Source organism: Desulfobacula toluolica Tol2 (assembly GCF_000307105.1).
GTDB lineage: Bacteria > Desulfobacterota > Desulfobacteria > Desulfobacterales > Desulfobacteraceae > Desulfobacula > Desulfobacula toluolica.
Genome location: NC_018645.1, coordinates 385,104 through 408,774 on the forward strand (window position 1 = coordinate 385,104; position 23,671 = coordinate 408,774).

Annotated in this window: 22 protein-coding genes; 8 read left to right on the plus strand and 14 right to left on the minus strand. The window is 41.4% G+C overall.

Features of this window, described 5'->3' with window-relative positions; translation table 11 throughout:
• Positions 1 to 104 precede the first annotated feature (104 nt).
• The 13 genes from TOL2_RS01755 to TOL2_RS25090 form a co-directional block, all read right to left on the minus strand.
• Positions 105 to 1,787, minus strand: a complete 1,683-nt coding sequence (locus TOL2_RS01755) for a polyamine aminopropyltransferase (RefSeq protein ID WP_014955839.1) — start codon at positions 1,785 to 1,787, stop codon at positions 105 to 107.
• Between the two features lie 114 nt (positions 1,788 to 1,901).
• Complete coding sequence (locus TOL2_RS01760) at positions 1,902 to 2,792, minus strand: DUF350 domain-containing protein (protein ID WP_014955840.1); 891 nt, start codon at positions 2,790 to 2,792, stop codon at positions 1,902 to 1,904.
• Positions 2,793 to 2,814: 22 nt separating this feature from the next.
• Positions 2,815 to 4,455: a hypothetical protein gene (locus TOL2_RS01765; RefSeq protein ID WP_014955841.1), complete on the minus strand. Its 1,641-nt coding sequence runs from the start codon at positions 4,453 to 4,455 to the stop codon at positions 2,815 to 2,817.
• Between the two features lie 2 nt (positions 4,456 to 4,457).
• Positions 4,458 to 5,090 carry a DUF4178 domain-containing protein gene (locus TOL2_RS01770; RefSeq protein WP_014955842.1) on the minus strand — a complete coding sequence of 211 codons (633 nt, stop codon included), beginning with the start codon at positions 5,088 to 5,090 and terminating at the stop codon, positions 4,458 to 4,460.
• Between the two features lie 32 nt (positions 5,091 to 5,122).
• Positions 5,123 to 6,352 (minus strand): toxic anion resistance protein, encoded by a 1,230-nt coding sequence (locus TOL2_RS01775; RefSeq protein WP_014955843.1) that lies wholly within the window; start codon positions 6,350 to 6,352, stop codon positions 5,123 to 5,125.
• Between the two features lie 196 nt (positions 6,353 to 6,548).
• Positions 6,549 to 7,070 (minus strand): hypothetical protein, encoded by a 522-nt coding sequence (locus TOL2_RS01780; protein WP_014955844.1) that lies wholly within the window; start codon positions 7,068 to 7,070, stop codon positions 6,549 to 6,551.
• Between the two features lie 215 nt (positions 7,071 to 7,285).
• Positions 7,286 to 8,713, minus strand: coding sequence for a radical SAM protein (locus TOL2_RS01785; protein WP_014955845.1), 1,428 nt, complete (start codon positions 8,711 to 8,713; stop codon positions 7,286 to 7,288).
• 239 nt (positions 8,714 to 8,952) lie between these two features.
• Entirely contained in the window at positions 8,953 to 9,126 is a 174-nt protein-coding gene (locus TOL2_RS24750) for a hypothetical protein (RefSeq protein ID WP_158406049.1), read from the minus strand.
• Between the two features lie 16 nt (positions 9,127 to 9,142).
• Positions 9,143 to 10,435 (minus strand): diaminopimelate decarboxylase family protein, encoded by a 1,293-nt coding sequence (locus tag TOL2_RS01790; RefSeq protein WP_014955846.1) that lies wholly within the window; start codon positions 10,433 to 10,435, stop codon positions 9,143 to 9,145.
• A complete protein-coding gene (locus tag TOL2_RS01795) occupies positions 10,428 to 11,711 on the minus strand; it encodes an ATP-grasp domain-containing protein (RefSeq protein ID WP_041279747.1) in 1,284 nt (427 codons plus the stop codon). Before TOL2_RS01795 ends, TOL2_RS01790 begins: the two co-directional genes overlap by 8 nt.
• Positions 11,686 to 12,648: a GNAT family N-acetyltransferase gene (locus TOL2_RS01800; RefSeq protein ID WP_014955848.1), complete on the minus strand. Its 963-nt coding sequence runs from the start codon at positions 12,646 to 12,648 to the stop codon at positions 11,686 to 11,688. Before TOL2_RS01800 ends, TOL2_RS01795 begins: the two co-directional genes overlap by 26 nt.
• 9 nt (positions 12,649 to 12,657) lie before the next feature.
• A complete protein-coding gene (speD, locus tag TOL2_RS01805) occupies positions 12,658 to 13,047 on the minus strand; it encodes an S-adenosylmethionine decarboxylase (protein ID WP_014955849.1) in 390 nt (129 codons plus the stop codon).
• A gap of 38 nt (positions 13,048 to 13,085) precedes the next feature.
• Positions 13,086 to 13,244, minus strand: a complete 159-nt coding sequence (locus TOL2_RS25090) for a hypothetical protein (RefSeq protein WP_173391110.1) — start codon at positions 13,242 to 13,244, stop codon at positions 13,086 to 13,088.
• 358 nt (positions 13,245 to 13,602) lie between these two features.
• Between TOL2_RS25090 and TOL2_RS01810 the strand changes: the two genes are divergently transcribed.
• The 8 genes from TOL2_RS01810 to TOL2_RS01845 all read left to right on the plus strand — a co-directional run bounded on the left by TOL2_RS01810 (position 13,603) and on the right by TOL2_RS01845 (position 21,422).
• Positions 13,603 to 15,027, plus strand: a complete 1,425-nt coding sequence (locus TOL2_RS01810) for a sigma-54 interaction domain-containing protein (RefSeq protein WP_014955850.1) — start codon at positions 13,603 to 13,605, stop codon at positions 15,025 to 15,027.
• Between the two features lie 291 nt (positions 15,028 to 15,318).
• Positions 15,319 to 15,789, plus strand: a complete 471-nt coding sequence (locus tag TOL2_RS01815; RefSeq protein WP_014955851.1) for an outer membrane lipoprotein — start codon at positions 15,319 to 15,321, stop codon at positions 15,787 to 15,789.
• A gap of 72 nt (positions 15,790 to 15,861) precedes the next feature.
• On the plus strand, positions 15,862 to 17,709 hold the full coding sequence (gene typA / locus TOL2_RS01820) for a translational GTPase TypA (RefSeq protein ID WP_014955852.1): 1,848 nt from the start codon (positions 15,862 to 15,864) through the stop codon (positions 17,707 to 17,709).
• A gap of 31 nt (positions 17,710 to 17,740) precedes the next feature.
• Positions 17,741 to 18,652 (plus strand): proline dehydrogenase family protein, encoded by a 912-nt coding sequence (locus TOL2_RS01825; protein ID WP_014955853.1) that lies wholly within the window; start codon positions 17,741 to 17,743, stop codon positions 18,650 to 18,652.
• A gap of 129 nt (positions 18,653 to 18,781) precedes the next feature.
• Positions 18,782 to 19,348 (plus strand): GAF domain-containing protein, encoded by a 567-nt coding sequence (locus TOL2_RS01830; RefSeq protein ID WP_014955854.1) that lies wholly within the window; start codon positions 18,782 to 18,784, stop codon positions 19,346 to 19,348.
• A 3-nt stretch (positions 19,349 to 19,351) separates the two neighbouring features.
• Positions 19,352 to 20,257 (plus strand): BUD32 family EKC/KEOPS complex subunit, encoded by a 906-nt coding sequence (locus tag TOL2_RS01835; protein WP_014955855.1) that lies wholly within the window; start codon positions 19,352 to 19,354, stop codon positions 20,255 to 20,257.
• A 12-nt stretch (positions 20,258 to 20,269) separates the two neighbouring features.
• On the plus strand, positions 20,270 to 20,716 hold the full coding sequence (locus TOL2_RS01840; RefSeq protein ID WP_014955856.1) for an adenine nucleotide alpha hydrolase family protein: 447 nt from the start codon (positions 20,270 to 20,272) through the stop codon (positions 20,714 to 20,716).
• A gap of 286 nt (positions 20,717 to 21,002) precedes the next feature.
• Entirely contained in the window at positions 21,003 to 21,422 is a 420-nt protein-coding gene (locus TOL2_RS01845) for a hypothetical protein (protein WP_014955857.1), read from the plus strand.
• Between the two features lie 208 nt (positions 21,423 to 21,630).
• Here the strand turns inward: TOL2_RS01845 and TOL2_RS23340 are convergent, their stop codons facing one another.
• Entirely contained in the window at positions 21,631 to 23,598 is a 1,968-nt protein-coding gene (locus tag TOL2_RS23340) for a PAS domain-containing hybrid sensor histidine kinase/response regulator (RefSeq protein ID WP_014955858.1), read from the minus strand.
• Positions 23,599 to 23,671: the final 73 nt, after the last annotated feature.

Sequence of the window (23,671 nt, forward strand, 5' to 3'; positions counted from 1 at the left end):
GAGTAACAAAAAACCGTGGGGATTCAAAGAGATATTGAATTGTTAAACAAAAATATTATTGTTTTAACTGTCTTGAATGTATGATTTTTTTTGCAATTATCCCGTTATTCCAGCAGCCAGGAGTCGTGATTATAAATACTTAACAAGGCAGGATGAAGCAGGGTGTTTATTTGACGGCTATTTGTGAAAAGCGCATTTTTGCCAAACACCAGTTCACTTTTAAAAACCTGCGGGGTGATAAATCTTGTGGGCACGTCAATCAACAAATGCTCTATTCTGCCCATAATTTTTTCTTTTTTAATATCTGGATGCCAGGCCAGATACCATCCCCAATCCCCGAAACTTGGAACATTTTCATGAAAGGCAAGGATGGAAAAAGCTGCGCTTTCAAGGGTTCTTCCAATACAAAGAAAGCTTTCCTTTGCAAGATAGGGCGATGTTGCCTGAACCACCATCATCCCGTGCTGCGATAAATGCTGTTTTACTTTTTTGTAAAATTCTTTGGAATAAAGCTTGGTCAGTTCAGGTGTGGACGGATCGGGCATGTCAATAATGATAACATCCCAAAAGCCGGGTATGTCACTTAAAAATTTATCCGCATCCACATTCATGACATTTACATCCGCAAGTTTTTGGGTTTGGGCCTGTTTTGTGTAAATGTTTTTTTTGGGGGTTTCAATATAAAGCCGCTTATTGATCCCGGGACTGATACCCTTGCCCACCATGGTTACAAGACGGGCGTCTTTAAAAGAATCATTGTTAATTCGTTTTAAAACGGGATGTGTTTTGGCAAGGCGGGTCATTTCAGGGTCCAGGTCCACCAACAGGATCTGTTTTACGCTTTTATATTTTAAAACTTCTCTTAAGGCACAACCGTCGCCACCGCCGAGAATAAGGACTTTTGTTGTGACGGAAACAAGATTCATGACAGGATGCACCATTGGCTCATGGTATCGCTGTTCATCTGTGCTGCAAAACTGAAGGTTCCCGTTTAAAAACAGCCTGACTTCATCAAAAGGCTTGTAATGGGTGATGGCGATATGCTGGTATTGAGTGGGATGGCTTAAAATAATGGGATCATCATACAAAGGCTGCTCAATTTTTATGTTCCATTCCCGGTTGTTGAGATATCCGTACAAAACAGCACAAAAAGTCGCCACCATGATGAGCGGAATAAAAATCCCTTTTTTTAACAGGCCTTTTTTTGAAAAATAGACAAAGGTTATAAATGCAAGAAAAAAGTTAACACCTGCTGTTAAAAAAGCAGCTTCCGTAATGGGCGTGAATCTTAAGAGGATAAACACATAGACAAGGGACCCGATCAGGCTGCCGATATAATCAGCACTCAAAATATTACCCAGGTTGGTGGACAATTCTTTGCTAAAATCATTGTTGATCCTTATAATCACAGGAATTTCAAGCCCGATCATGATGCCGATGAAACTGACGAAAAAATAGAGAACCAGGCTGTAATGGGCTGTATACCCATATGCGATGTAAGTCAGGGTGGGGGAAAATCCTCCGGCAAGGGCCAGGCCGGTTTCAACACCGATAAAGGTATAAATAAGATTTTTTTTGGAAACCTGTGCCTGGATCAGGCTGCCAAATCCCATCCAGAACAGCATAAGTCCGATGACCATGGCCCATTGTTCAAAAGAATTGCCTAAAATCATGGAGGCAAGGCTTGCCTGGATATATTCCAGAATAATTCCGCAGGCACCGCTTGCAAACATGCAGGCACAAAGCAGTACGGATGCAAAATTGGTTTTAACGCTTCTTTTTGTCATATTTTTTTTATATGCAGGTTTTTAAAAATCCAGGCAGAAACTTGCAATATTCTTTATGGGCAAATCAGGGTCACCTGATTGTTGTAAAAAAACGGCCTGGTTTGCCCGTGTCAGTTACATGGAAAACGCGATGATTATAGCAACCGCATTAATGGCGCTTACCACAACAATCAAAGCTGCAACATTCCTGTCTTCTTTGACTTCCGTGGCAATATCTGTGGTGGGCAGCAACAGTTTGTCTATCACAATTCTAAAAATCAACAGCATCAAAATTCCATAAACCGCATATATACCAAAACTTGTCAGATCATTGGCCCATCCTGTGAACGGCCCTGAAATGCTGGACATAAGAATAATGCCCAGGGCGATAAGGATGCCGCCAAGGCCGATGCCTGCCGCAAGATTATTGCTTTTGATCTCATTTTTCACATTAAATGGGGTGATAAGCTCGTAAAGGAATCCAACAATCAACAGAGCCAGCTGGCCCAGTATAAAAAAGAGAATTGCGCTGACAATGCTCTGGACAAAAGTTCCGCCGCTTCCTGAGATGGAGCCGTTAAGTATAAATCCCGTGGCAACATACATACCGGCTTCAACCATTCCCACAGCAGTATTTCCGACAACTTTGCGTCCATCAGGCTGTACAAATGATTTGACACACTCCTGGTCATTGTTGATATTGCCCAGCATGATAAAATCATTGATAAACCTGGATGAAAACATAAATAGTGTAATTATAAAACCGTCAATCAGCAAGTGGCTCAGGTCAAGAAAAAAACCTTTTGAAGATCCGCCCAAGGCACCCGACAATGCTATGGCAACACCCAAATAGAGACCTGATCTTCTCAACCCTACAGCAATATTTCCGTCATCAATATGCACATCATCATCAAAGTCCCTGGTTCGCCAGTCATCTATTTTTTTAACCAGCCATATAAACAGGATACCAATGACAACATAGATAAATCCTTGACCTAACCCTTCGAGCGTTACAGCTATATCCATTCTTTCCTCCTTAAGACTCGTTTTATTTGCCTTTACTTTTAGGGCCACCGCCACGAAGGCCTGCACCTGCACCCCGGACAGAAGTGGCCTGGGATTTGAAACCACCGCTTTTTGCAAAATTCGTGCTTTGAAATTTTGGCGATTGTCTTACATAGGTGCCATAAGTCCCATATTTTCTTGACCCGTTTTTAGTTTGCCCGAAATAGGGTTTTTTATATCGGTAATCATTGTTCCAGCTATTCCATGAATTGTAATGAAAATAGGATGGCGGAAAAAAGAAAAGAGAAGAAAAAAGAGCATATTTTCCGTACCAGGACCAGAACTGATTGCCGGTATCGTCTTTTTTCCATTCTCCGTATTTTGAATTGCCCACATAAGCCATTCCCGGAGGTGCTGCCTGGGTCAGGCGGTCCTGTTCAAATACGCCATAGGGTTTGGCCAGAACGGCCATGCCAAGATATTCAAGATTGGCATCATAAAAATTTGCATCCACTTTTTCCCAATCTGTTTCTTTGGTGTCACCGTTTTCTTCTAATATATATTTATGAAAATAAGCTTCCCTGGAACTTTCCACCCAGAAGGAAGCGGCATTGTGTCCGCTTTCCGGCCATTGATCTGTGGGGTTAATGGACAATTGCTTCCACAAATCACCGATCTGACTTGAAAATCTTGAACTGTAAACACCTGTACCCAGACCTGCGCTAATTGCTGCAATAGTATCAAGGTTATCTGCGGTCAAGGTTTCATATGCTTCAGGAGAAACTTTTCGATAAAAGTTAACAAACCTTGGATCGTAATAATCAGAGTTCTCATTCCAGGATTCCCTTTTGATGTTCACAAAATACTCTTCTTTCATGTCTTTAAGGATTTTTGTGTAACTGGAATAGAGCTGACCCATCTCTTTGATAAATTTTGTTTCAAGAATTTTGGTCTGTTCAAGGCCTGAATCAAGCGATTCAACACTGTCTGTAAAGGCGGCATAGTCGGCTGTTGATCCTGCCGCATGTCTTTTATATTGTTCTGTCACAACACTCAAATGCTTGCGGGATTGTCTTTCAAGTTTTGACAAGGGGGCAAACCGGGTATTGATTTTGTCTGTTAAATCCGGAAAGTCGGCAATTGCTTTTGCCATTGAACCGGTTTTTAATGCAGTTGCAATCCTGATGATATCGTCTGTGTTTTTTTGAGCCCCGGACTGCAAATCAGCAGCATTTTCAATGGTATTCCTGATTTTTGCAAATCGTAAAATCGGATACCGGGATAAATTTTCAGCGTTTTTAAGGACTTTTTTTATCCTTACAGTCTGCTGTATAACCTGAGAGGCAAGTTCAGGCTTGTTTTTGCCGACCAGGGGTGACAGATCTTTATCATAAAGTGTTTTGGCCCTTGTAAGCTCTTCATAGGCCAGTTGAAACTTTTGAGCCCAGTTTTCCTTTAAGGCAAATGGTTCAACTTCTTTAAACTCAGATGAGGCTGCCAGGGTTTCATATTGATCCTTGTGTTTGTCGATTTGGGATTTGCCTGTCTTGATGGCATCAGGTATGGCACGGGCCCTGTTTTTTAAATTTTTTGGAAGCCCTTCACCGCATCCTGCCAGAATAACAACCAGGCCGGCAACGATCAATCCTGCAATGACGTCCACAAGGAGATGTTTTCTGATCATCCTTAAAGGTCTCCTTTGCTGATGATGCTGATACTGTTTGGATTTACAGGGCTTGAGGTGTAAATCCGGTACTCGTCTTTTCCAGAACCCTGCCATTCTTCAATGGTGAGGAATCTGGTATGAGCTTGATTTTCAAACTCATACATATAGACTTTTTCTTCTTTGTTTTCCTTGTAATAAACCGATGCCCAGTCGTCTTCATACCAGAATTTTTCGCCATTAATTATAATGACATCCTTGTCATCGGCAATCTGATCCAGATCGTCTTCATCAATGACACCGCCTTCATCATCTTTTAAATTCCGAAATGACATGCGTTCAAGGGTCATGGAAACTTCAAGCTCGTCATCAAATTCCCATTCAAAATTAATGGTGTCACCGGTTTCAAGGCAAAGACAGGTCAGCTCATGAATAAAATATCCTTTTTTGCTTTTAAAATCATCAGAGGTCTCTTCATATTTGTTTAAACTTTTTACAAAATAAGTGTTTCCAGAATATTCAAAAAACGACTGGCTGCCGACATCTTTTATGCTCAGTGATGTCTGTTCCTGCCGGGAAACAAGCTGGTCTGTGTCAAGGGTCCTTATGGCATCAAATCTTTCCTGGAAAGATCGTTGTGTTGCAATATCAAGCATAAAATGCCTCCAATTTTAACCGTTCCGGTCTATTAGTCCTTGCGTCTTGCAGTTAATGCATCAGTTCTTGCCCTGAACCGGTCATTCATTTTTCCCAGTGCATTGGAACTTTGAGATGCGATATTAATGGTTTCCTGTGAAATCAGGGCGTATGTTTCAAATGCCTGTTCATAGGTTTGACAAGCTTCTTCAAGGGCATCAATGTTCACGGTCATGCTCTGGCTCATTTTTGCGCCTTTTATGGCGGCATTGCCAATGACTTTGGCCGTGTCTTTCATGGTTTCGGCAGCGGCTTTTTGAACCATATCAAGGTGTTGCATTGTTTCCATCTGCTGTTCAGCAGCCACCCGTACAGCCAGGGCGTTTTTAACGGCCGTGGAAAGGATCATATCCGTTCTCTGAACCAGCCGTCTGACCAGGTGGGCGTTTCTCACCATCATCTCCCCGCCGAACCGTGTCTGGAGATTTGAGTTGTCAATGGTCTGCAGGTCAACTACGGCCATGGCAAGGTCGCTTGTCAATGTGGTTAAGGCTTCTTTGTTTCTTGGATCTTCGATGGTTCTCATATGATCCATTAATTTTTGCCATATGATTTGTCCCAGATAGATTCGTTCCTGGAGTCTTGGCTGGATCTCTTTTAAGGTGTCACAAATGGTGGACAACTCTGATGCATCAAAAGCCACCTGGTCAGCCTCATTTCTTAAATGATCCCGGATGCCGTCAATGGTGGAGTTTACCGTTTCCCTTCGTTCGGCAATAATTTTGAGGACTTCATCCCCTTTGGGCAGACGGTTCACGGTTTTTGTGAACAGACCCAGTATTTTTTTTTGAAAGGGCATCTCGGCTCTTGCCACCATGGTGGGATTGACTTTATCCAGTTCCATTTTAATGGCCAGAATATTTTTTCCAACAGGAGAAGAGTCATCTGCGGCAACATTTTTAAGCACATTGCCCATTTTGCGGTCATACAGGGTCACCTGGGCCTGGGTCTCGTCCATGATCTCCTGGCCCAGGCTGAAGACAAAATTACCAAGCTGCCAGTCAGAAGGATCGGCTTTTATCTTTTCAATGAATTCATCGGCCTTGGCTTCAATAGCCTGTATATCTTCAACCGTCAGATGTTTGGGTTGTACAGGTTCAAGATTGGACGGTGCCTGTACCGGGGTTAAGGCACCTTGCCCCGACACTTGGGTAACTTCGGACAATACAGGTGCTTTTGCCTGTTGGGCAACGCTTTGAAGATCTTGGGTCATGTCATTCATGTTATTGTGTTCCTTTCTTCTTGCTGATTTTTAATATGGTTTGCTTAACAAGATGAAAAATTCCTGTTTCACGCAGACTGCCCGAATTTAAGGTCTCAGCTTACAGTCTCTCTACAGGATTCAATTCCGGTGGAACCCACCGTATGTTTTGTTTACATAATCCAACCAACTCTATTTTAAAAAAATATTATATCCCTTAAGAAAATTTACCGGCAAGGAAATTGGCCATGGTCTTAAATTCTGCAGTCTCATTTTTTTCCACAATATCCCTGGACCGATTGGAAACATCATGCAGACTTTCAATAGTTTTTGTGAACATACCAATTTGATTTTCCCGGCTGTCCAGGGACAGGTCAAGATATTCCTTGACTGTTTTGTAAAGATGGTTTTTGCCGATTTTCTTGATTTCATAGGTCAGGGTTTCTCCGGGATACCGTTCCATCATTGCCGGAGTTACCACCATTAGATCATCAATAATGCTTTCTATTTTACGGGTCATCTCAATGGAAAAATCTTTGTCTTTTCTCGTGAGAATATTCAACTTTAACAAAGAATCCAGAATGGCTTTGTACTCCTGGTCAGGCGATGCCTTTGCCTGTGGAGCAGTTGAAGACAGTTTGCTGTCTTTTTGTGCTGTCTTTTCGGTTTTCTTTTTTTTTACCATAACGGCAACGCTGATAACTGCAATAAGAAAAATTGCTGAAATGATCATTGTCATTGTATTACTGCTCCTTAGGTTTAAGGTGTTCATTTTAACAATATTTTAAAAAAAATAATGCAAAACTTAATATTTACAAGGTATGTAAATATTAAGTTTTATAATATGCTTCTGCATTATACTTAAAATAAGCTTTATCGTATTTAAAATCAGACCTTTATTGATTCGTGTCAATAAAAGTGTTTTTTTTGTGGGATTGGGCTTTTTTCACCGGGTTAGTAATATTGAGCAAGGCCCGGTGTGATGATTTCAAACGGCAGAATTCCCCGGTACAGATCTGGTGCCGGGGTATCAAAAACCTTATGGATCTGTTCATTATCCCGGGCGATTATCAGGCAGCCAAAGGCTTGAATTTGTTCTCCCTCCATCCATATCCCGGGCTGTACAACCTGTCTTTCGATCACAACGGTTTTATTGGGGTTCAAGGGTACCTGTTTGAAGGGATGGTAGTAGGTAACACCTGGCCTGATGGCAGAGGTGCTGTAAACGATCTTGAGCCGGACACAAGAAAAATCAATCAAATGCCATAAGCCGGCGGCAAACGAGAGGCTGTCCTTTTCACCGGACAGGCTGTACAAAGAAGAATCGACCTGTGCAGACAAAAGGGTTTGGCAGATACCGGTAATGATTTCCCTGGTTCCGGTGATTTTCATATGCCGAATATGACCCGTAGACGTAATATCTTCGTAAGCAGCCTTGATTTCCAGGGAATACCGTTTCCTGGCCCCGGCCCCCTGGAATTGGTTACGATAAGTAAATGAACAATAATTGATAGGCAGGGCAATGGATTGATCCAGAGAATATTGAATCAATTCCAGGGCAGCCAGTTCAGTTTCAAGTACCGTAACCCTGGGACCGTGGACAAAGGTATAGCCCCTGTTGATAAGACGGCTGCTGTTAAAGGGCGTACACCGGATCTGGTGAAGGTTCAGGTGATCCACTCCGGATTTGTACAGAATATTGATCAGTTTTTTGGTACTGGGCAGGTCTTCAGGGATAGCCGGAATTTCAACTGTTACCCGGGGAATAATGCCGACTGCTTTTTCCAGGGCTTTAAGCCGGTAAAAGTTGGCGCTGATGTCAAACCGGATCTCGTCAAGGCCACTGTCTCTTAAGGCTGCAAGCTTTTCCCCGGTTACCAGAAGCCCGTTGGTATACATCCAGGTATATACTGGATGGTCTGTCCGGGCCTTGAGGACTTCCAGGTACTTAAGTACCCGGTCAAAGGTTAAAAAAGGTTCCCCTCCGCTGAAGCTGACTCCCTTAATATTAAATCGGCACACATAATCGGCATAATCTTTTGGATTATCAAAAATCAGGGTATTGGCCATGGGCTGCCCAGGGTCGTCCTGGGAAGAGGGACAGTAAAAGCAGCGGGCATTGCAGATGCCGTTGATAAACAGGCAGGACCATTCTCCCTGTCCGCAGATGGCACAGCCCGGGGAGATGGCGTGGGTATGCAGCTTTGTTTGTGAATACTTCCATCCCGCATAAGGGCTGCTGAAAACAGAATTTATCAAGGTCTTCCTGAGCCTGGAAGCGGCCTGGGCCTGGTCCTGGCTAAGCCATTTCATTGTTTCATAATTGTCCTGATATTCTTTTTGGTTCCGGCAGATCATCTCCTGGATATTTTCCGCATACATGGCTCTTTTCCCTTTGTTGATGGATAAAGTTCATGATAAGATGCAGGATGTATGCCGACTAAGATGGTACTGACAAGCATAACCTGACCATCAGCTTGAATTATAAACAAATAATTTATTTTTCAGGGCTGAAAGCCTGAACCGCAGAGCATTGAATATGCCCCTGAAACAGGACTTATGAATTCTGAAAACCAAAAAACAAGACCCTGTGCTTCCTGTTGCATATTGTTTTTTTTGCTTTAACAACCGGTCTCATCTTCAGGATTGATGTCATCGTGTAAATCGCTTAGAAAGTCATCATCTATGAAGATATCCTGACAGTGTCCAAAGCTGTTATCAAATTCACAAAACGGGCATTCGTAAACATGGGGAGATAATAATCCCCCGCAATTTAAACAAAAATTGTAAGACATTGGTTTCTCCTTTTCTTTAATTTTCAGATGTTAATAAATCACAGTGAGATTCAAAGGATTTAAGTGACAATGGATTTTCAATCTTATCCAGAATCAAGACCTTTGGCAGGGGCTTGATAAACTCTTGTCTCAAGCTGTATGTATAAGCCCCCTGGGTAGGGATCATCAAAATGTCACCTTCCAGGATATTCTTCCCGAAATAGGCGTATCCCCATACATCATGGGGGGTGCATAAGGACCCGAGAATATGGCAGGGCCTTTCTGTCATCTGGCTTTGTGTCAGATTCAGTACAGGAAAGTAGTCAGTTTCAAATCGTTCCCAGCCAACCGCATTTGTTCCGGCATCCGTGATAACAAGGTCGTCGGCTTTTTTGTCCGTAACACTGACAAGAATGTGCATGGCATCATTGCATATCCATCGGCCGGGTTCAAAACAGATGGTGCTGTCTGTTAAAGGCAGTATTTTTTCTTTAATCACCTTGGCCAGACTTTCGGCAAAAACATCAATGGGTGAAGACGGATTTATACAGGGCATCTGACCCTGTTCACCCAGCAGCCATTCGCCCTGGGGCGGCCAATACCCACCGCCTATGTCAATAAATTTACATGATTTGCGAAAGGAATCAGGCATTTTACTGATCAGATCACTCAACACGTTTAAAAATTCAACCTGCCGGTCAGGAGCAAGATTCCAGGAGGAATGAAACTGCAGGCCCTTAAACTCAAGATATGGGTGACATGAAATGTTATCATAAACCAACGGCAAATTTTCCGGCATGATCCCAAATTTACGCCACAATCCCTCGGGATTGTTGTTCAGTCTCACCCCCACCTTTATTTGCAGTTTTTTTCTGTTTGATATGATTTTGAGTCGTTCACACTCGCCGAAACTGTCTAAAAGGACAGTCACCCTGTCATTGTTGTTCGCTGCCAGTTCAAGCTCTACGTTAGTCTTGCCCGGACCGCTGAAAATAATGTTTTTTGCCTTGAGCCTGAGTGCGGCTTCAAGCTCAAGCCCGCTTGAGACATCCAGCCCGAATCCCTGTTCCAGAAGAGTTTTTGAAACACAAGCCAGGTTGTTGCTTTTCATGGCAAAATAAAACGCTGTCCTGGGCAGTTTTTTTTCAAAAGCGGTTCTGAATTGATTTGCCCGCTTTTTTAATACATCGGTTTCAAGGATATAAAGTGGAGAGCCAAAATTTTTGACTGCATTAATAAAAACCTGTTTTCGTTCAAAAAAGCCTTGAACAAAATCATTCAGCAAGACTTTGGATATTGGGGTAAAATCATATTTTTTATTGTTATTCAATTTCAACTCCAAGACGCTTACCAATCAGGAAACACTGGGTTTCCGGATATTGTTTGTGATCCGGTGCAATGATCATGTGACCCAGAAACCATGAATCATAGTCATCCGGCGGCATGGTAATGATATGGCCGGGTTTCCGGGTAAAATGTATTTTTTTGATTCTTTTTTCGTTTTGCAGCAAATCCGTATTAAATCTTTTTAATACACCGGCTTTATGGGCATGAAGCCGAATCCCGATGTGGGGGGTGAAGTGAGTTGTGCCATTTAGGCCCAATGGCTTTTTTTCAGCAAAATCAAGTGTCAGTTTTAAGATATCCAGATTGCCTGCTTCTTTCAAAAGAAACGGCAGACAATCCCCTCCCGGCCTTGGTGTCATTTCGATCAGAACCGGCTGGTAATCATTTATAATAAAATCCACCATGCACAATCCCCTTCGGATGCCGAGGCATTTTGCACTGTTGAGCAAAATATTTTCAAGATGCGCTTTATCTGTATGCTCTGGCATATCGGATGGAATCACATACCCTGAAACCGTTCCAAAAGGCCTGTTGTCCGGTTTGATTTTCCGGGTTAATCTGATGATGGTAACGACATTGTTTTCAATAATAAAATCGCAGCTGTATTCCGGCCCGTCCAGGAACTCTTCGGCAAGCATCAAGTCGTCCTGAGAAGAAGTCTTTTTAAACAGGGGATTTTCACATCTTCTTTTTAAACCGGCTTTAATGGTCATAAATGCTTTTTTACAGTCATCCAGGGTTTTGCACCTGAAAACAAGTTCGCTTCCGCTTCCGAAAAAAGGTTTTAAAACCACTTCTTTTTGACGCAGATCAAGAAATCGGGCAACATCATCCACAGAATTGACAGCTGCTGTTAAAGGGCATGGAATATTGTTTTTTTGCCAGAGTTGTTTGGAAACATACTTGTCCCGGCAATTTCTGATCGCATACAGATCAGGATAGATCAGTCCGAACTCAGAGGCTATCAATGCAGCCGTCTCCATGGATTCACAATCGAAACAGGCTACACCGGTAAGTGTTTGGCCCCATGTTTTCAAATGGTGTAAAAGATCTGTTTTAATCCGGTTAAAGTCATTAAGGGGGATGAGAAGCTCTTCAAGGTCTTTGGGAGAATCTTCTTGAGCGTTCTTTCTGATTTCAGGATCGGTTAGAAACAGCGCTCGATTGGGACAGGCCGTTCGTATCCACTCGATATAATCCGATGTGGTGCCAACGACCAGCACTCTTTTTTTGTTATGCACAGGCAGCATTTTTTTCATGGATATCCGTGCCCCAAAAAGGTTTTTTTTTGTCTGATTTGATTTCATACAATGGCCTGGGAGTAAGGTGAAATCGTTTTTTCCAGTTAAAATCGCCGCACAGAAAATCAACAGAATCAAATCTTTTCCGGCATGACCATTCCAGATGATGCAGGTTGATCAATTTTGCAACACCCGGGAATTCAGGATTTGTGCCGCCTGCAAGAAGCGTGTAAGTGTTTTTAAAAATTGCCCCCATATCAACGGCTGCAATTTTATCCCCGATAAGTACGGTTGTGATCCTTAACATCCCCATGTCCCAAAGAAAAGCTGCCAGGCGTTCAAACGACTGATAAAATCGCGGATCATTAAAATAAGAATTCTCACAAAAAGATTCAATGTTCATACTGAAAAGGTGAGTCAGATCCTTTTTGTGGTTGAACCGGAAAGACACCTCAAAGACTTCAAGCCGATTGAGTTCATTTTTTAATTTTTTCCTGGATTTGCCTGAAAAGGAAAGCCGGTAGTTTTCAAAGGAATGGTTAAAGATCCCTGGGAAAAAAAGATATCCCACTTCATCTTGCCGGGTCGTATCCACACAGTTCAGCAGCGGTGTCCAGGTCAAATATCTCAAATGCAAGGATTTTGACACCGAATCCAGCAAAGTATGGACAACTTCCGGGTTTGCGGCAATCAGCCGGTTCTGTTCAAGCCAGGACTTTCCATTCCAGGTTTCTCCGGGAAATAAAATATAATTATCAGATTCCTCGTTCCAGCAAAGGGGCAAAAAACCCAATATTTTTCCATTCTGCTCAACCGTGTGAAAAAACAATGGCCTTGAAAACGAATCATTAAAACATGACCGGACCTGCCATAGATCAAAAATCGCATTGACCGGCCATGTTTTTTCCCAGACATCACGGCATTGTACCGGGTCTTCATATATGACGGTTTTCATGATATTGCCTTATTGCCTGTAGGTTACGTTCAATCTGGACAATGAGCCGCCAAAATAATCCTGGGAAAACTTTCTTACGGTTTCAGGATCATAGGGCTTGCAGCTGAACACATCAAGATATGTGGCATTGGTCTTGTTTGCAAAATGCGCGGAAATCAGTGATGTTTCAATGAGTTGTACCATTGAAAAACCCGCCACTTTTTCGTCTTCTCCAAAATGGACAACCTGGGTTTCACCAAAACGTTTCATCTCTATGAGATCACATAATTGCACAACAAATTGTTTGATCAGGTTTGCATCTCGAATTTTTTTCGGGTCACAGCCATATATGTCGATGGCTGATGCAATGCCCCACACTTCAGGAGATGTTTCAATATTGATTGCAGATGATGTGTTCATTTATTGTATCCTTTCTTTTAAGTAATTATGTTCAGACACTACCATTTTTCTCGAATATGATTTCGTTGAGGTTTTTTGCCAAGTTTCTTATGACGGTTTTGCATTTCGAACTTCTCTTCCCAGGAAACGTCATCATCATAAAATTCTTTGAATTTAGGTGATTTGAATTTCTTTTTTTGTGTGTTTTCTCTGGACATTTTTTTATCCTTTGTTTGTCATGCCATAACTATACTGTTGTAAGGCATTCATTCGGCAATAACAAAGCATAACTTGTGCCATATGGAACAATTGTCTTGAAAAATATTAATTTTTTGTTAAATCAGTTGGTTGGATTGAATCGTTTGAGCTGCAAACGAATTATTCGGTAAATATTTTCTTGTTTAAGTGATAATCGGTAATAATTTTCTTAAAAATTGAATATCCGGTTCAAAATATTCTTGAATATTTGTTGGTTTTATTTTTAATCCTTTATTATTGCTTTATTATTTGAAATTATATCAGTATAATCAAGCTTGTAAAAACAGTATTATTTTACCGATAAACGGAGATAAAAAGATGCTTATCAGGGTGGTCTGTGCCATAAAAGAAAAAAAAATGCAGGCAGATCTTGAAAAACGCCTGTCGGATCTTGATGTGCAGCTCAAGTTTTGCGACCGCCAAAAATCACCCTGGCAGGAACTGGCAAGGAGCTGCGCCGACGTCTTCATTGTCAGCAGCCTCCTGATACCCAAGCCTGTTGAATCCAGCATCTCCATACTCAACAACCTGCCTGAAAAACCCATTACCATTGTCCTGCATAACCGGGAATCTTCCGAGGAACATGCCAACCTTCTGGCATCGGGTGTTGATGTGGTTTTGTATTCGGGAATTTCTTTCGACAGCATGATTGAGGTCATTGAAAGCACCCTGGAATCCAGGCGGCAGTTTTATTATATGGATCGGTTTGACCAGCGGGGAAGATACCAGCCCAGGCTGAATGATTTTGTATCAAACAGCAAAGAGATGCAGATGTTTCTTGATGAGGCCCAGCAAATTGTCACAAGCGATGCCAGCCTGCTGCTTTTAGGAGAAACCGGCGTTGGAAAGGAACATCTTTCCAAGGCTATTCATGCTGAAAGCCACAGGTCTTCAGGGCCGTTTATTGCCATCAACATGGCTGCCATTCCGGAACAGTTAATTGAAAGCGAACTCTTCGGCCATGAACAGGGCGCTTTCACAGGTGCTGTTCGTTCCAGAAGAGGAGCCTTTGAAATGGCACACACAGGGACAATTTTTCTGGATGAAATAGGGGAAATGCCTTTGCAGATGCAGACCAAACTTCTTAGGGTTCTCCAGGATTTTGAGTTTACCCCTGTTGGCGGTGAAAAACCTGTCTGGGTAGATGTCCGGGTTATTGCAGCCACAAATAAAAACCTTGAAAAAGAGATCAAAAAAGGGCAGTTTCGTCAGGATTTGTACTACAGGCTGGGTGTTATCACCTTGACCATACCGCCGCTGAGGAGGCGCAAAGAGGATATTCCAGCCCTGGCAAATCATTTTTTGAGCGTGTACAATAAAAAAATCGGATGTGAGATCAACCGGTTTTCAAACGACGCCATGAAAGCTCTTTGCACATATCAATGGCCCGGCAATATCCGGGAATTGATGAATGTGATTGAGCGTGCCGTAATCTTGTGTAAATCCGATACGATTTCAATTGAAAACTTTCCCAGTATTTTCCATAAAAAATCCATGACATCTCCGGCTGGTTTTGACATCAATGATTTAGACCTGAATGCGTGGAAAAACAAGACACTGTCCGAAGCTAAACAAGAGATACTCCACCAGGTTGAAAAAAAATATCTTGAAATGGTTCTTGAAAAAACAGGCGGAAAAATAGGAGAGACTGCCAGGATTGCAGGTATACATCCTCGGGGACTCTATGGCAAGATGAAAATACTCAACATTGACAAGGCAACTTTTAAATCAAAGGATCATTGATCCCACTTTTACCGCCGTACCTAATAATTGCCACGGGCAGACCTGGTATATCTTCTTGGTTTGCCCACAAAAAGGCTTGAAAGTTTTTGTGTGAATTTTTAACAATTGAATGTTTGAAGCTTGGGCAAAAGTGCTGTAGAATAAATTTGATGCTTCCGGCAAAATCAAACCGGCAAAATCAAATCGGAAAGATTACAATAGGCGTTAAGGAATTTGCTTCGGGCGCATTCACAAAAAAGGGCTTATATTGCATATAAACCCAAAAATATTTTTTTTATAAAGGATGGTTTTATGAAGACTTTTAAATCTATTGCAGTACTTATTCTGCTTATTGCCATAACTTTGGTATATATAACAGGGTGTGCCTCCAGCAGATCCGGCCAGGTATATTCACGGGATAATGCAAGACAGGTTCAGGCTTTTGACACAGGCACAGTTGAATGGGTTAAAGAAGTGATGATTGAAGGCACCAAAACCCCCATTGGAACAGCTGTGGGCGGTGTGGCAGGCGGTGTTCTGGGAAATACTTTGGGAAGCGGATCAGGCAGAACAGTTGCCATGGTTCTCGGTGCCCTTGCCGGGGCGGCAGCAGGAACAGTTGCTGAAGAAGGCATAACCAGGAGGCAGGGGCTTGAAATAGGTGTAATAATAGACAATGGCCGGACCATTGTTGTCGTACAGGAAGCCGATATCATTATTGCTGCAGGGGACAGGGTAAGGATCATTACTGCGGCAGATGGTACAACAAGGGTATCAAAGTAATATTTGACCTTTTAACTTTCATGGTTATTTTCCTGAGCTTACATAGATTCACGGGAGATTAACAGGAGAAGTATGAAAAAGAATATACAACATAACGATAAGTTAAGAAATATTGCCATTATTGCCCATGTTGATCATGGCAAAACAACCCTTGTTGATGCAATGTTCAGACAGAGCGGACTTTTCAGGGAAGGCCAGCAGGTGGATGACCGCCTCATGGACAGTATGGACCTTGAAAGGGAACGCGGCATCACCATTTCAGCTAAAAATTGCTCTGTGAACTGGAAGGGGGTTAAAATTAATATTATTGATACCCCAGGCCATGCCGATTTCGGTGGTGAAGTGGAAAGAGCGCTTTCCATGGCAGACAGCGCAATACTCCTTGTGGATGCATCGGAAGGCCCTTTGCCACAGACCCGGTTTGTTCTTAAAAAGACCTTTGAAGCCAATCTTCCCGTTATGGTCATTATCAATAAAATTGACCGTAAAGATGCCAGGCCGGATGAAGTTCTGGATATGGTGTATGATCTTTTCATTGATCTTGATGCCACGGAAAAACAGCTTGATTTTCACTATTTATATGCCATTGGCCGTGACGGGATTGTTAAAAAACAATTGGATGAAGACGTTGATAATCTAACGGTTTTATTCGATCTTATCCTGGAAGAGATGCCGGCACCTTCCTATGACCCTCAAGCCCCTTTTCAGATGCTGGTTTCTGATCTGGGATATTCCGATTATCTGGGTAGGCTTGCCATTGGAAAAATTTTTAACGGCAGTGCCAAGTCCAATGAGAATCTTGTGTGTATCAACGAAGACAATAAATTGTTACCCTTAAAGGTCTCTAAAATTCAATCTTATGACGGGATGGCACTCTTGCCTGTGGAACAGGCCCAGGTAGGGGATATTATCGTTTTATCCGGTATTGAAGATGTTAAAATCGGGGACACCATATGTACGAAACTTGAACCTGTGCCTTTAAAAAGAATCACAGTGGATGAACCCACCGTGTCCATGCAGTTTTCCATTTGCACATCTCCTTTTGCAGGCCGTGAAGGAAAATATGTTCAGTCCAGAAAAATCAGGGAAAGACTATTAAAAGAAACCCTCATGAATGTCGCCATTGAAGTGGAAGAAAGTAAAACTGATGAAAGTTTCACTGTCAAGGGCAGAGGTGAACTTCAGCTTGCCATCCTGATCGAAACCATGCGAAGGGAAGGATTTGAACTTTGTGTCGGGCGGCCAAAGGTTATTTATAAATATAAGGATAAAAAAATCCTGGAACCCATTGAACACTTGTTTGTGGATTGCGGTGAAGATTTTCTGGGTGTTGTAACGGAAAAGCTGTCCATTCGAAAAGGCAAAATGCTCAACCTTGTGAATAACGGCAAAGGCAGAGTGAGAATTGAATTTTCAATTCCCTCAAGATCGTTGATAGGATACAGGGATGAATTTATGACAGATACCCGTGGCACGGGAATTATGAATTCATATCTTTCCGGATACGAAGAACACAGGGGAGAGTTTCCAGTCCGGTATACCGGGTCCATTGTGTCGGATCGACAAGGCAAAGCCGTTCCATATGCATTGTTTAACCTTGAACCAAGAGGACAATTGCTGATTGAACCCGGCACCCCGGTGTATGAGGGGATGATTGTCGGAGAGCATAACCGGCATCAGGATATTGATGTGAATGCCTGCAAGGAGAAAAAACTGACCAATATGCGGGCATCCGGGAAAGACGAAAGCGTTATCTGTTCACCGATCAAGGCCATGACCCTTGAAAAGGCCCTCCATTTTATCCGGGATGATGAGATGGTTGAAGTCACGCCTATTTCCATACGTCTTAGAAAAAGTGTGCTGAACGCTTCTCAGCGTCAGGTTCTGAAAGCCAAGCAAAAGAAGATGGAACAAGAATAAACAAAAACAAACAAAAAAAAGAGGGGGGACCATGATCCGGTTAAATAGGCTAATTGCACAACTGCTTTTCCTGGTTCCCAAATCCCTGGTTGAAATTTTTGCAAAACAGTATATCGCCGGTGAAACCCTTTCGCAAGCTCTTGAAAAAACCAGGGAACTCAATGATCTGAAGATTGATGTCACCCTGGATTTTTTAGGGGAAGATCCCCAAAAAAAAAGAGATTGCCGGGCAGCAGTTGATGTCTATAAAAAAGCCATCAAAGAAATCCATAACAGAAATCTGAAAAGTGGCATATCCTTAAAACCGTCCCAAATGGGGCTTAAAATCAATAAGCAGTTCTGTTTTGATAACCTTCATGACCTGATCGACCATGCCCGGAAACATATGGTATTTGTCAGAATTGACATGGAAGATACAAGCTTGAAAGAGGATACCATTGATCTTTATTTAAAGCTTAAAAAAGAGTTTGAGAATGTGGGTATTGTGATGCAGGCATATCTGAGAAGTGCTATTGCAGATATTAACGGCATGATCCAAGCCCATGCCAATATCAGGCTTTGCAAAGGTGCTTATTATTGGGAAGATCGAAAAGTAGCATACAAAGATATGAATATCATCAATTCAAGTTATGCTTATCTGATGGAAAAACTGCTGTCAAATAATTGTTTTACAGGCATTGCCACCCATGATGAAAAGCTTTTGTTTGAGGCCATGAAGCTTATTGACAAACTGGGAGTTTCAAAAGAAAAATATGAATTTCAAATGCTATACGGAGTACAAGAAGATCTGCGAAAAATTATTCACGATCACGGGCACTCCATTCGGGTTTATGTACCATTTGGAAAAGACTGGTTTGCATACTCTGTCCGGCGATTAAAAGAAAATCCCAAAATGGTCAGCTATATTTTCACCAATGGAATTAAAAATATTTTCAGCCATTAGAAACGATTATCATTATAAAAGGTTCGTTGTCATGACAGGTCGGGTTATGGTATAGTAATCCCATCTTAATTCTTATTTCAGATGTTTTTTTTCATCGAACCGGTATCAAATCAAGCCAAAGGATATGTCATGAATGGTAAACCATCAAACCGATTCACCCTGAAAAAATTTCAAACCATTGCAAGAGCAATATCTGCTTATACCCAACTGGACCTTCTGGTGGTTCATCTGGTTGAAGATATCTGCCGGGAATTTGATATGAGGGCCTGCTCAATACTCCTGTTTGATGACAGGGAAAACCAGCTTTTCAGGATGGGCAGCTTTGGATTAAGTGACGATTATTTGACCAAGGGCCCGGTGTTTGTAGATGACAAATGCAATTCTTTTGTCAAAGGAGAGCCGGTATTGATTTTTGATCTGCAAACAGATACCCGGGTACAATATCCTGATGCCGCAAAAAAGGAAAATCTGGTTTCCATGCTGGCTATTCCGGTCAAATACAGAAAATACACCATTGGAGAGATGCGCATCTACAACAATCAATTGATTGAATTCAATGAAGATGACATTGAGTTGTTTCTCATCCTGGGTCAATTTCTGGGTCTGGCAATCGATAATCAGGGGCTTAGAAATTTTATCGCCTCTGTCAGGTCATCCATGCAGGACCTGCCCCTTAGAATTTTAAATGAGCCTTGATTTATGGCAAAAAAAATTGTCACAGACACATCGGATTTTTACTCCATTGATTCCGGGGATGAAATTCATGTTGATCAAAAAAGATTCAAGGTCATCGGCCATGCACGGGAGATGCGATTTGGCATCGAAGATCCCAAATTCTGGGTAAAACGGGCCATTGACCTGGATACGGACGAAATCAAATACATCAAGCTGTCTTTTTTTGAAACATTTAAAATTACCCTGGGAGGTATTAATATCCAGTGCTTTCGAAATCCTGAAAAGGAAGGTGAAATCCTGGACCTGATCAAAGGCCATCCCTACTTCATGCAGGGCATGGTTTACAGGGACAATCAGCACAATAATGTTAGAGTCCTGGATGCAGTCCGAGGGAAAAATTTTTTAAATTATATCGGGACCTTTGAAATGCCTTATGATATGTATTTTAAAACACACCTTCCAGGAATTTTAAAAGAACTGGTCCGGTTGTTTGAAGCTGTCCGGATTCTTCATGAAAACGGGTATACACATGGCGATATCAGAAACGACCATGTTATCCGGGAGGCCTGCTCCAACAATCTTGTGTGGATCGACTTTGACTATGATTACAAAACCGATGAAAATCCGTTCAGTCTGGACCTGTTCGGACTTGGGAACATATTGTGCTATGCCATTGGCAAGGGGTTCCATGTGTATTACAATATAAAGAATCGTTCCGGCGACTATAAGGATCTGGTGGACAGAATCAGCCCTGACGATTTTTCATTGCTGGATAACAGACGGCTGTTTAATTTACGAAAACTATATCCTCAGATTCCTCAGACGCTTAACAATATTCTCAGGCATTTTTCCCATGGGGCCCAAATCATGTACGAAACCATAGACGAAATCATTGAGGATTTAAACAGATGTTTACAGGCTTTTTCTTGATAAGGGGGGGATTTGAAAACAAATGTTTTGATAGGAGTGAGTGATTCCGTTATTTTCAGGGAGGTCTTGAACCGGTTTATTATTCTGCCCTTTGACAAGGCAAAATTGACTATTACTCTGGTGCATGTCTTTAGAAAGGCCACGAACAGCGAACAATTATTGGGAAACAACTATATTTTCCGGCAGATTGAAAGGTTTGCAAATCTTTTGGATCTGACAAAGAATATTCTGATCCAAAATGGTTATCAAGAGGAACAGGTAGCAGTCAAGCTAATTGAGACCCCATATCCAACCGTTTCAGAAGGATTGATCGACCAGTTTAAAAAAGGAGATTATCACATGGCAGTGCTGGGAAGAAAAAGGATGTCCAAGGCTGAAGAATTTGTTTTAGGGGACCCTTGCACCAAGCTGATCAGGTATCTTGAAAATACCTGTGTTTTGATCATCAAGGGGAAATAAAAAAACTGCTCCTCCAATGGCTGATGTTGTGATCAAGCCCAAATAATACCATCATCTATGCATGAAAATTGATATCTTCTTTAAAAAAATAATTAATATATTGAATAAGTTGGATTTCTTCTTATATTTTAAAAACAGGATTCGGCAATCCTTTCTTTTTTTTATAAGAAAGTCTTAAACAAATCACACAGGGGCTTTCATTATTTGTTGTGGGCAAATCAGGATTACCAGATTTTTGTAAAAAACAGCCAGGTCTGCCCGTGACTTTTTATAAGGAGATTTAGACATGAAAGATACCGAAAACGTACATTTAAAAGTACAGGAACTATGCGACTGCTTTGCAACAACTGATCCTCTCAAAGAGATGTCAGAGTTGAAAAACGATGAAGACACCCAGGAGTCGGCCTTGAAATGGCTGGCACTGGCAGCACTTCACGGTGTAAACAGCAATGCCAAAAAAATATCCATCAAACAGGCCAATGACGGTACTGTCTCAGTGGTGGCAGAATATCGTGATACAAATATTCCTTCACCTGGGGCTGATGTTGCCGAAAGTATTTTTAAAGCTATAAGACAGATTACACACATTGAAGATAAAAAGGGCAAAAGCACGCTGGCTTTAGGCATAAGAGATTCAAGCCTTGAGCTTAAAATCAGTCTTAAAGACAAGGAAGATCATAAAAAGCTCTCTATTAAATTTCCCTGACCCTTGATTTAATCCGGCAAAGGGATTAGAAGATCAAACCTCTTTTGATTCCTTTGTAAAAAAAATCATACAATATAAACTGCCACGGGCAGACCTGTTCTTTAGATCAGATTTGCCCACAACAAAACATGAAAGTTACGGTTTGGATTTTTGAAGACTTTCATATAAAAACCATAAGGGGATAAATTATTTTTGGATGCTAATCCACTTAATGTTGATGTGTGGGAATAAGATTGTTGCATCTTGAAAAACATTCTGAAATATTTTTACTGGCTGGTTCATTGTTGTATGAGAATATGTGTTGTATTTCAGAGATCAGTTCATTGCTGGCTACCGGTTTTTGAAAGAATTTTTTGATACCGATATCCTGCAGCTTTTTTTCAGAAATGTTTTCATTAAAGCCGGAACACAGTATGATGGGAGTATCAGGCCTTAAATCCAAAACCTTTCTTGAAAAAATATCCCCGGTCATGCCGGGCATTGTCACATCTGAAATAATCAGATCAAATTTTAACGGATTATTCTTAAATACTTGAAATGCATCCATCACATTTGAAAAGGATTTTACTCTGTAACCATGATATTCTAGGATCTTTTTAGTCGTGTCCAGAATGTTTTTATTATCATCCACCAATAATATTTTTTCCGACCCCTGAGATAAAATATTTTTTTCGGGTTTTGCAGTCTCCACAACTGTTTTTTCCTGTATTATCGGGAAAAAAACTTTAAAAGAAGTCCCTTGTCCTTTCCGGCTGTCAACCTCTATATAGCCATTGTGTTCTTCGACAATACCATGCACAACGGAAAGCCCAATGCCGGTGCCATTGTTGGCCGCCTTGGTTGTAAAATACGGCTCAAATATTTTGTTCATTGTTTTCCGGGTCATTCCCTGACCCGTATCTTTAACCTCAAGCCGGATATAATTGCCAGGCATTAAATTCAACCGGGGAGTGTGTCTTTGATTTTGTATTTTAATTTCCTTCAACTCAACCGACAATATACCGCCGGTATCTATCATAGCCTGGTATGCATTGGTGCAAAGGTTCATAACAACCTGGTGTATTTTACCAGGATCAGCAATCACCTTGGCCCTGGAATGGATATTTTCCTTGATGGTTATGGTTACGGGTATTGATGCCCGGAGCAATTTAATGGCTTCTTTTACAACAATATATATTCTGAGCGGCTTCTTTTTCTGTGTTGATTTTCTGGTAAAGGTGAGAATTTGTTGAACCAATTCAACTGCTTTATTGGCTCCGTTGATGATCTCATTAATATAGATTGTTGCCTTTTCAGGATCATTGACATGATTTTTCGCAAGTTGGGCATATCCGAAAATGCCGGAAAGAATATTGTTAAAATCATGAGCTATTCCACCTGCAAGAGTCCCCATGGCTTCCATTTTCTGAGCCTGGAGCAGTTGATTCTTTAACTTTTCTTTTTCCTTATAATTTTCCACTTGTTCAGTAATATCTTTGATAACGCCTACTAAAATTTTTTTGTTCTCTTCATTTGTGAAAACAGCTTTTTTCGTAGAAATAATCCGTTTGTGTCCTTTTGCATCTGTAATTATACCTTTATTTGTATGTTCAATACCTGAATTGAAAACAGTATCGTCTTTGTCCCGAATTATTTTTGCCCTTTTATGCGAAAAGATATCATGAATTGATTTGTTCATCATATCTTCTTTGGATAGCCCGACAAGATTTAATAAGGCATCGTTCAAAGCAATATATTTTTGCGTTTCATCTTTTACATAAATAGGATCGCTAATTGCATTGATGATACTGTTTAAAATTTGTTCAGACCATTTTTTATCGGAAATATCCCGCCAGACAGCATAAAATGTTTTTTTGCTTCCGTTGGGGATAACTGTCAGCAGGACTTCTACAGGGAAAATTGTTCCGTCGGCTTTTTTATGATCCCATTCAAACCGAATACTGCCTTTTTTATAGGCAATATCGAATAAGTCATTGGCCTTTTCATGGGAAAACCTTCCGTCAGGCTGTTTTTCGGGGGAAAAATCAGATGGATGCTTGTTCAGCAGCTCCTGTTTGTTGCTGTATCCGAGCAGTTTCAGGGTAGCTGCATTGCAGTCAAAAAACTTATCGTCAATGATAACTAAAATTGCGTTCGACGACCGGTTAAAAAGCTCTTTATACTGATTTTGTTCCATTTTAAATGGTATCCGCCATGAATAGATCTGTATTCCAGATAGAAAATTAAGACGTTCTATAATATAAAAGAAT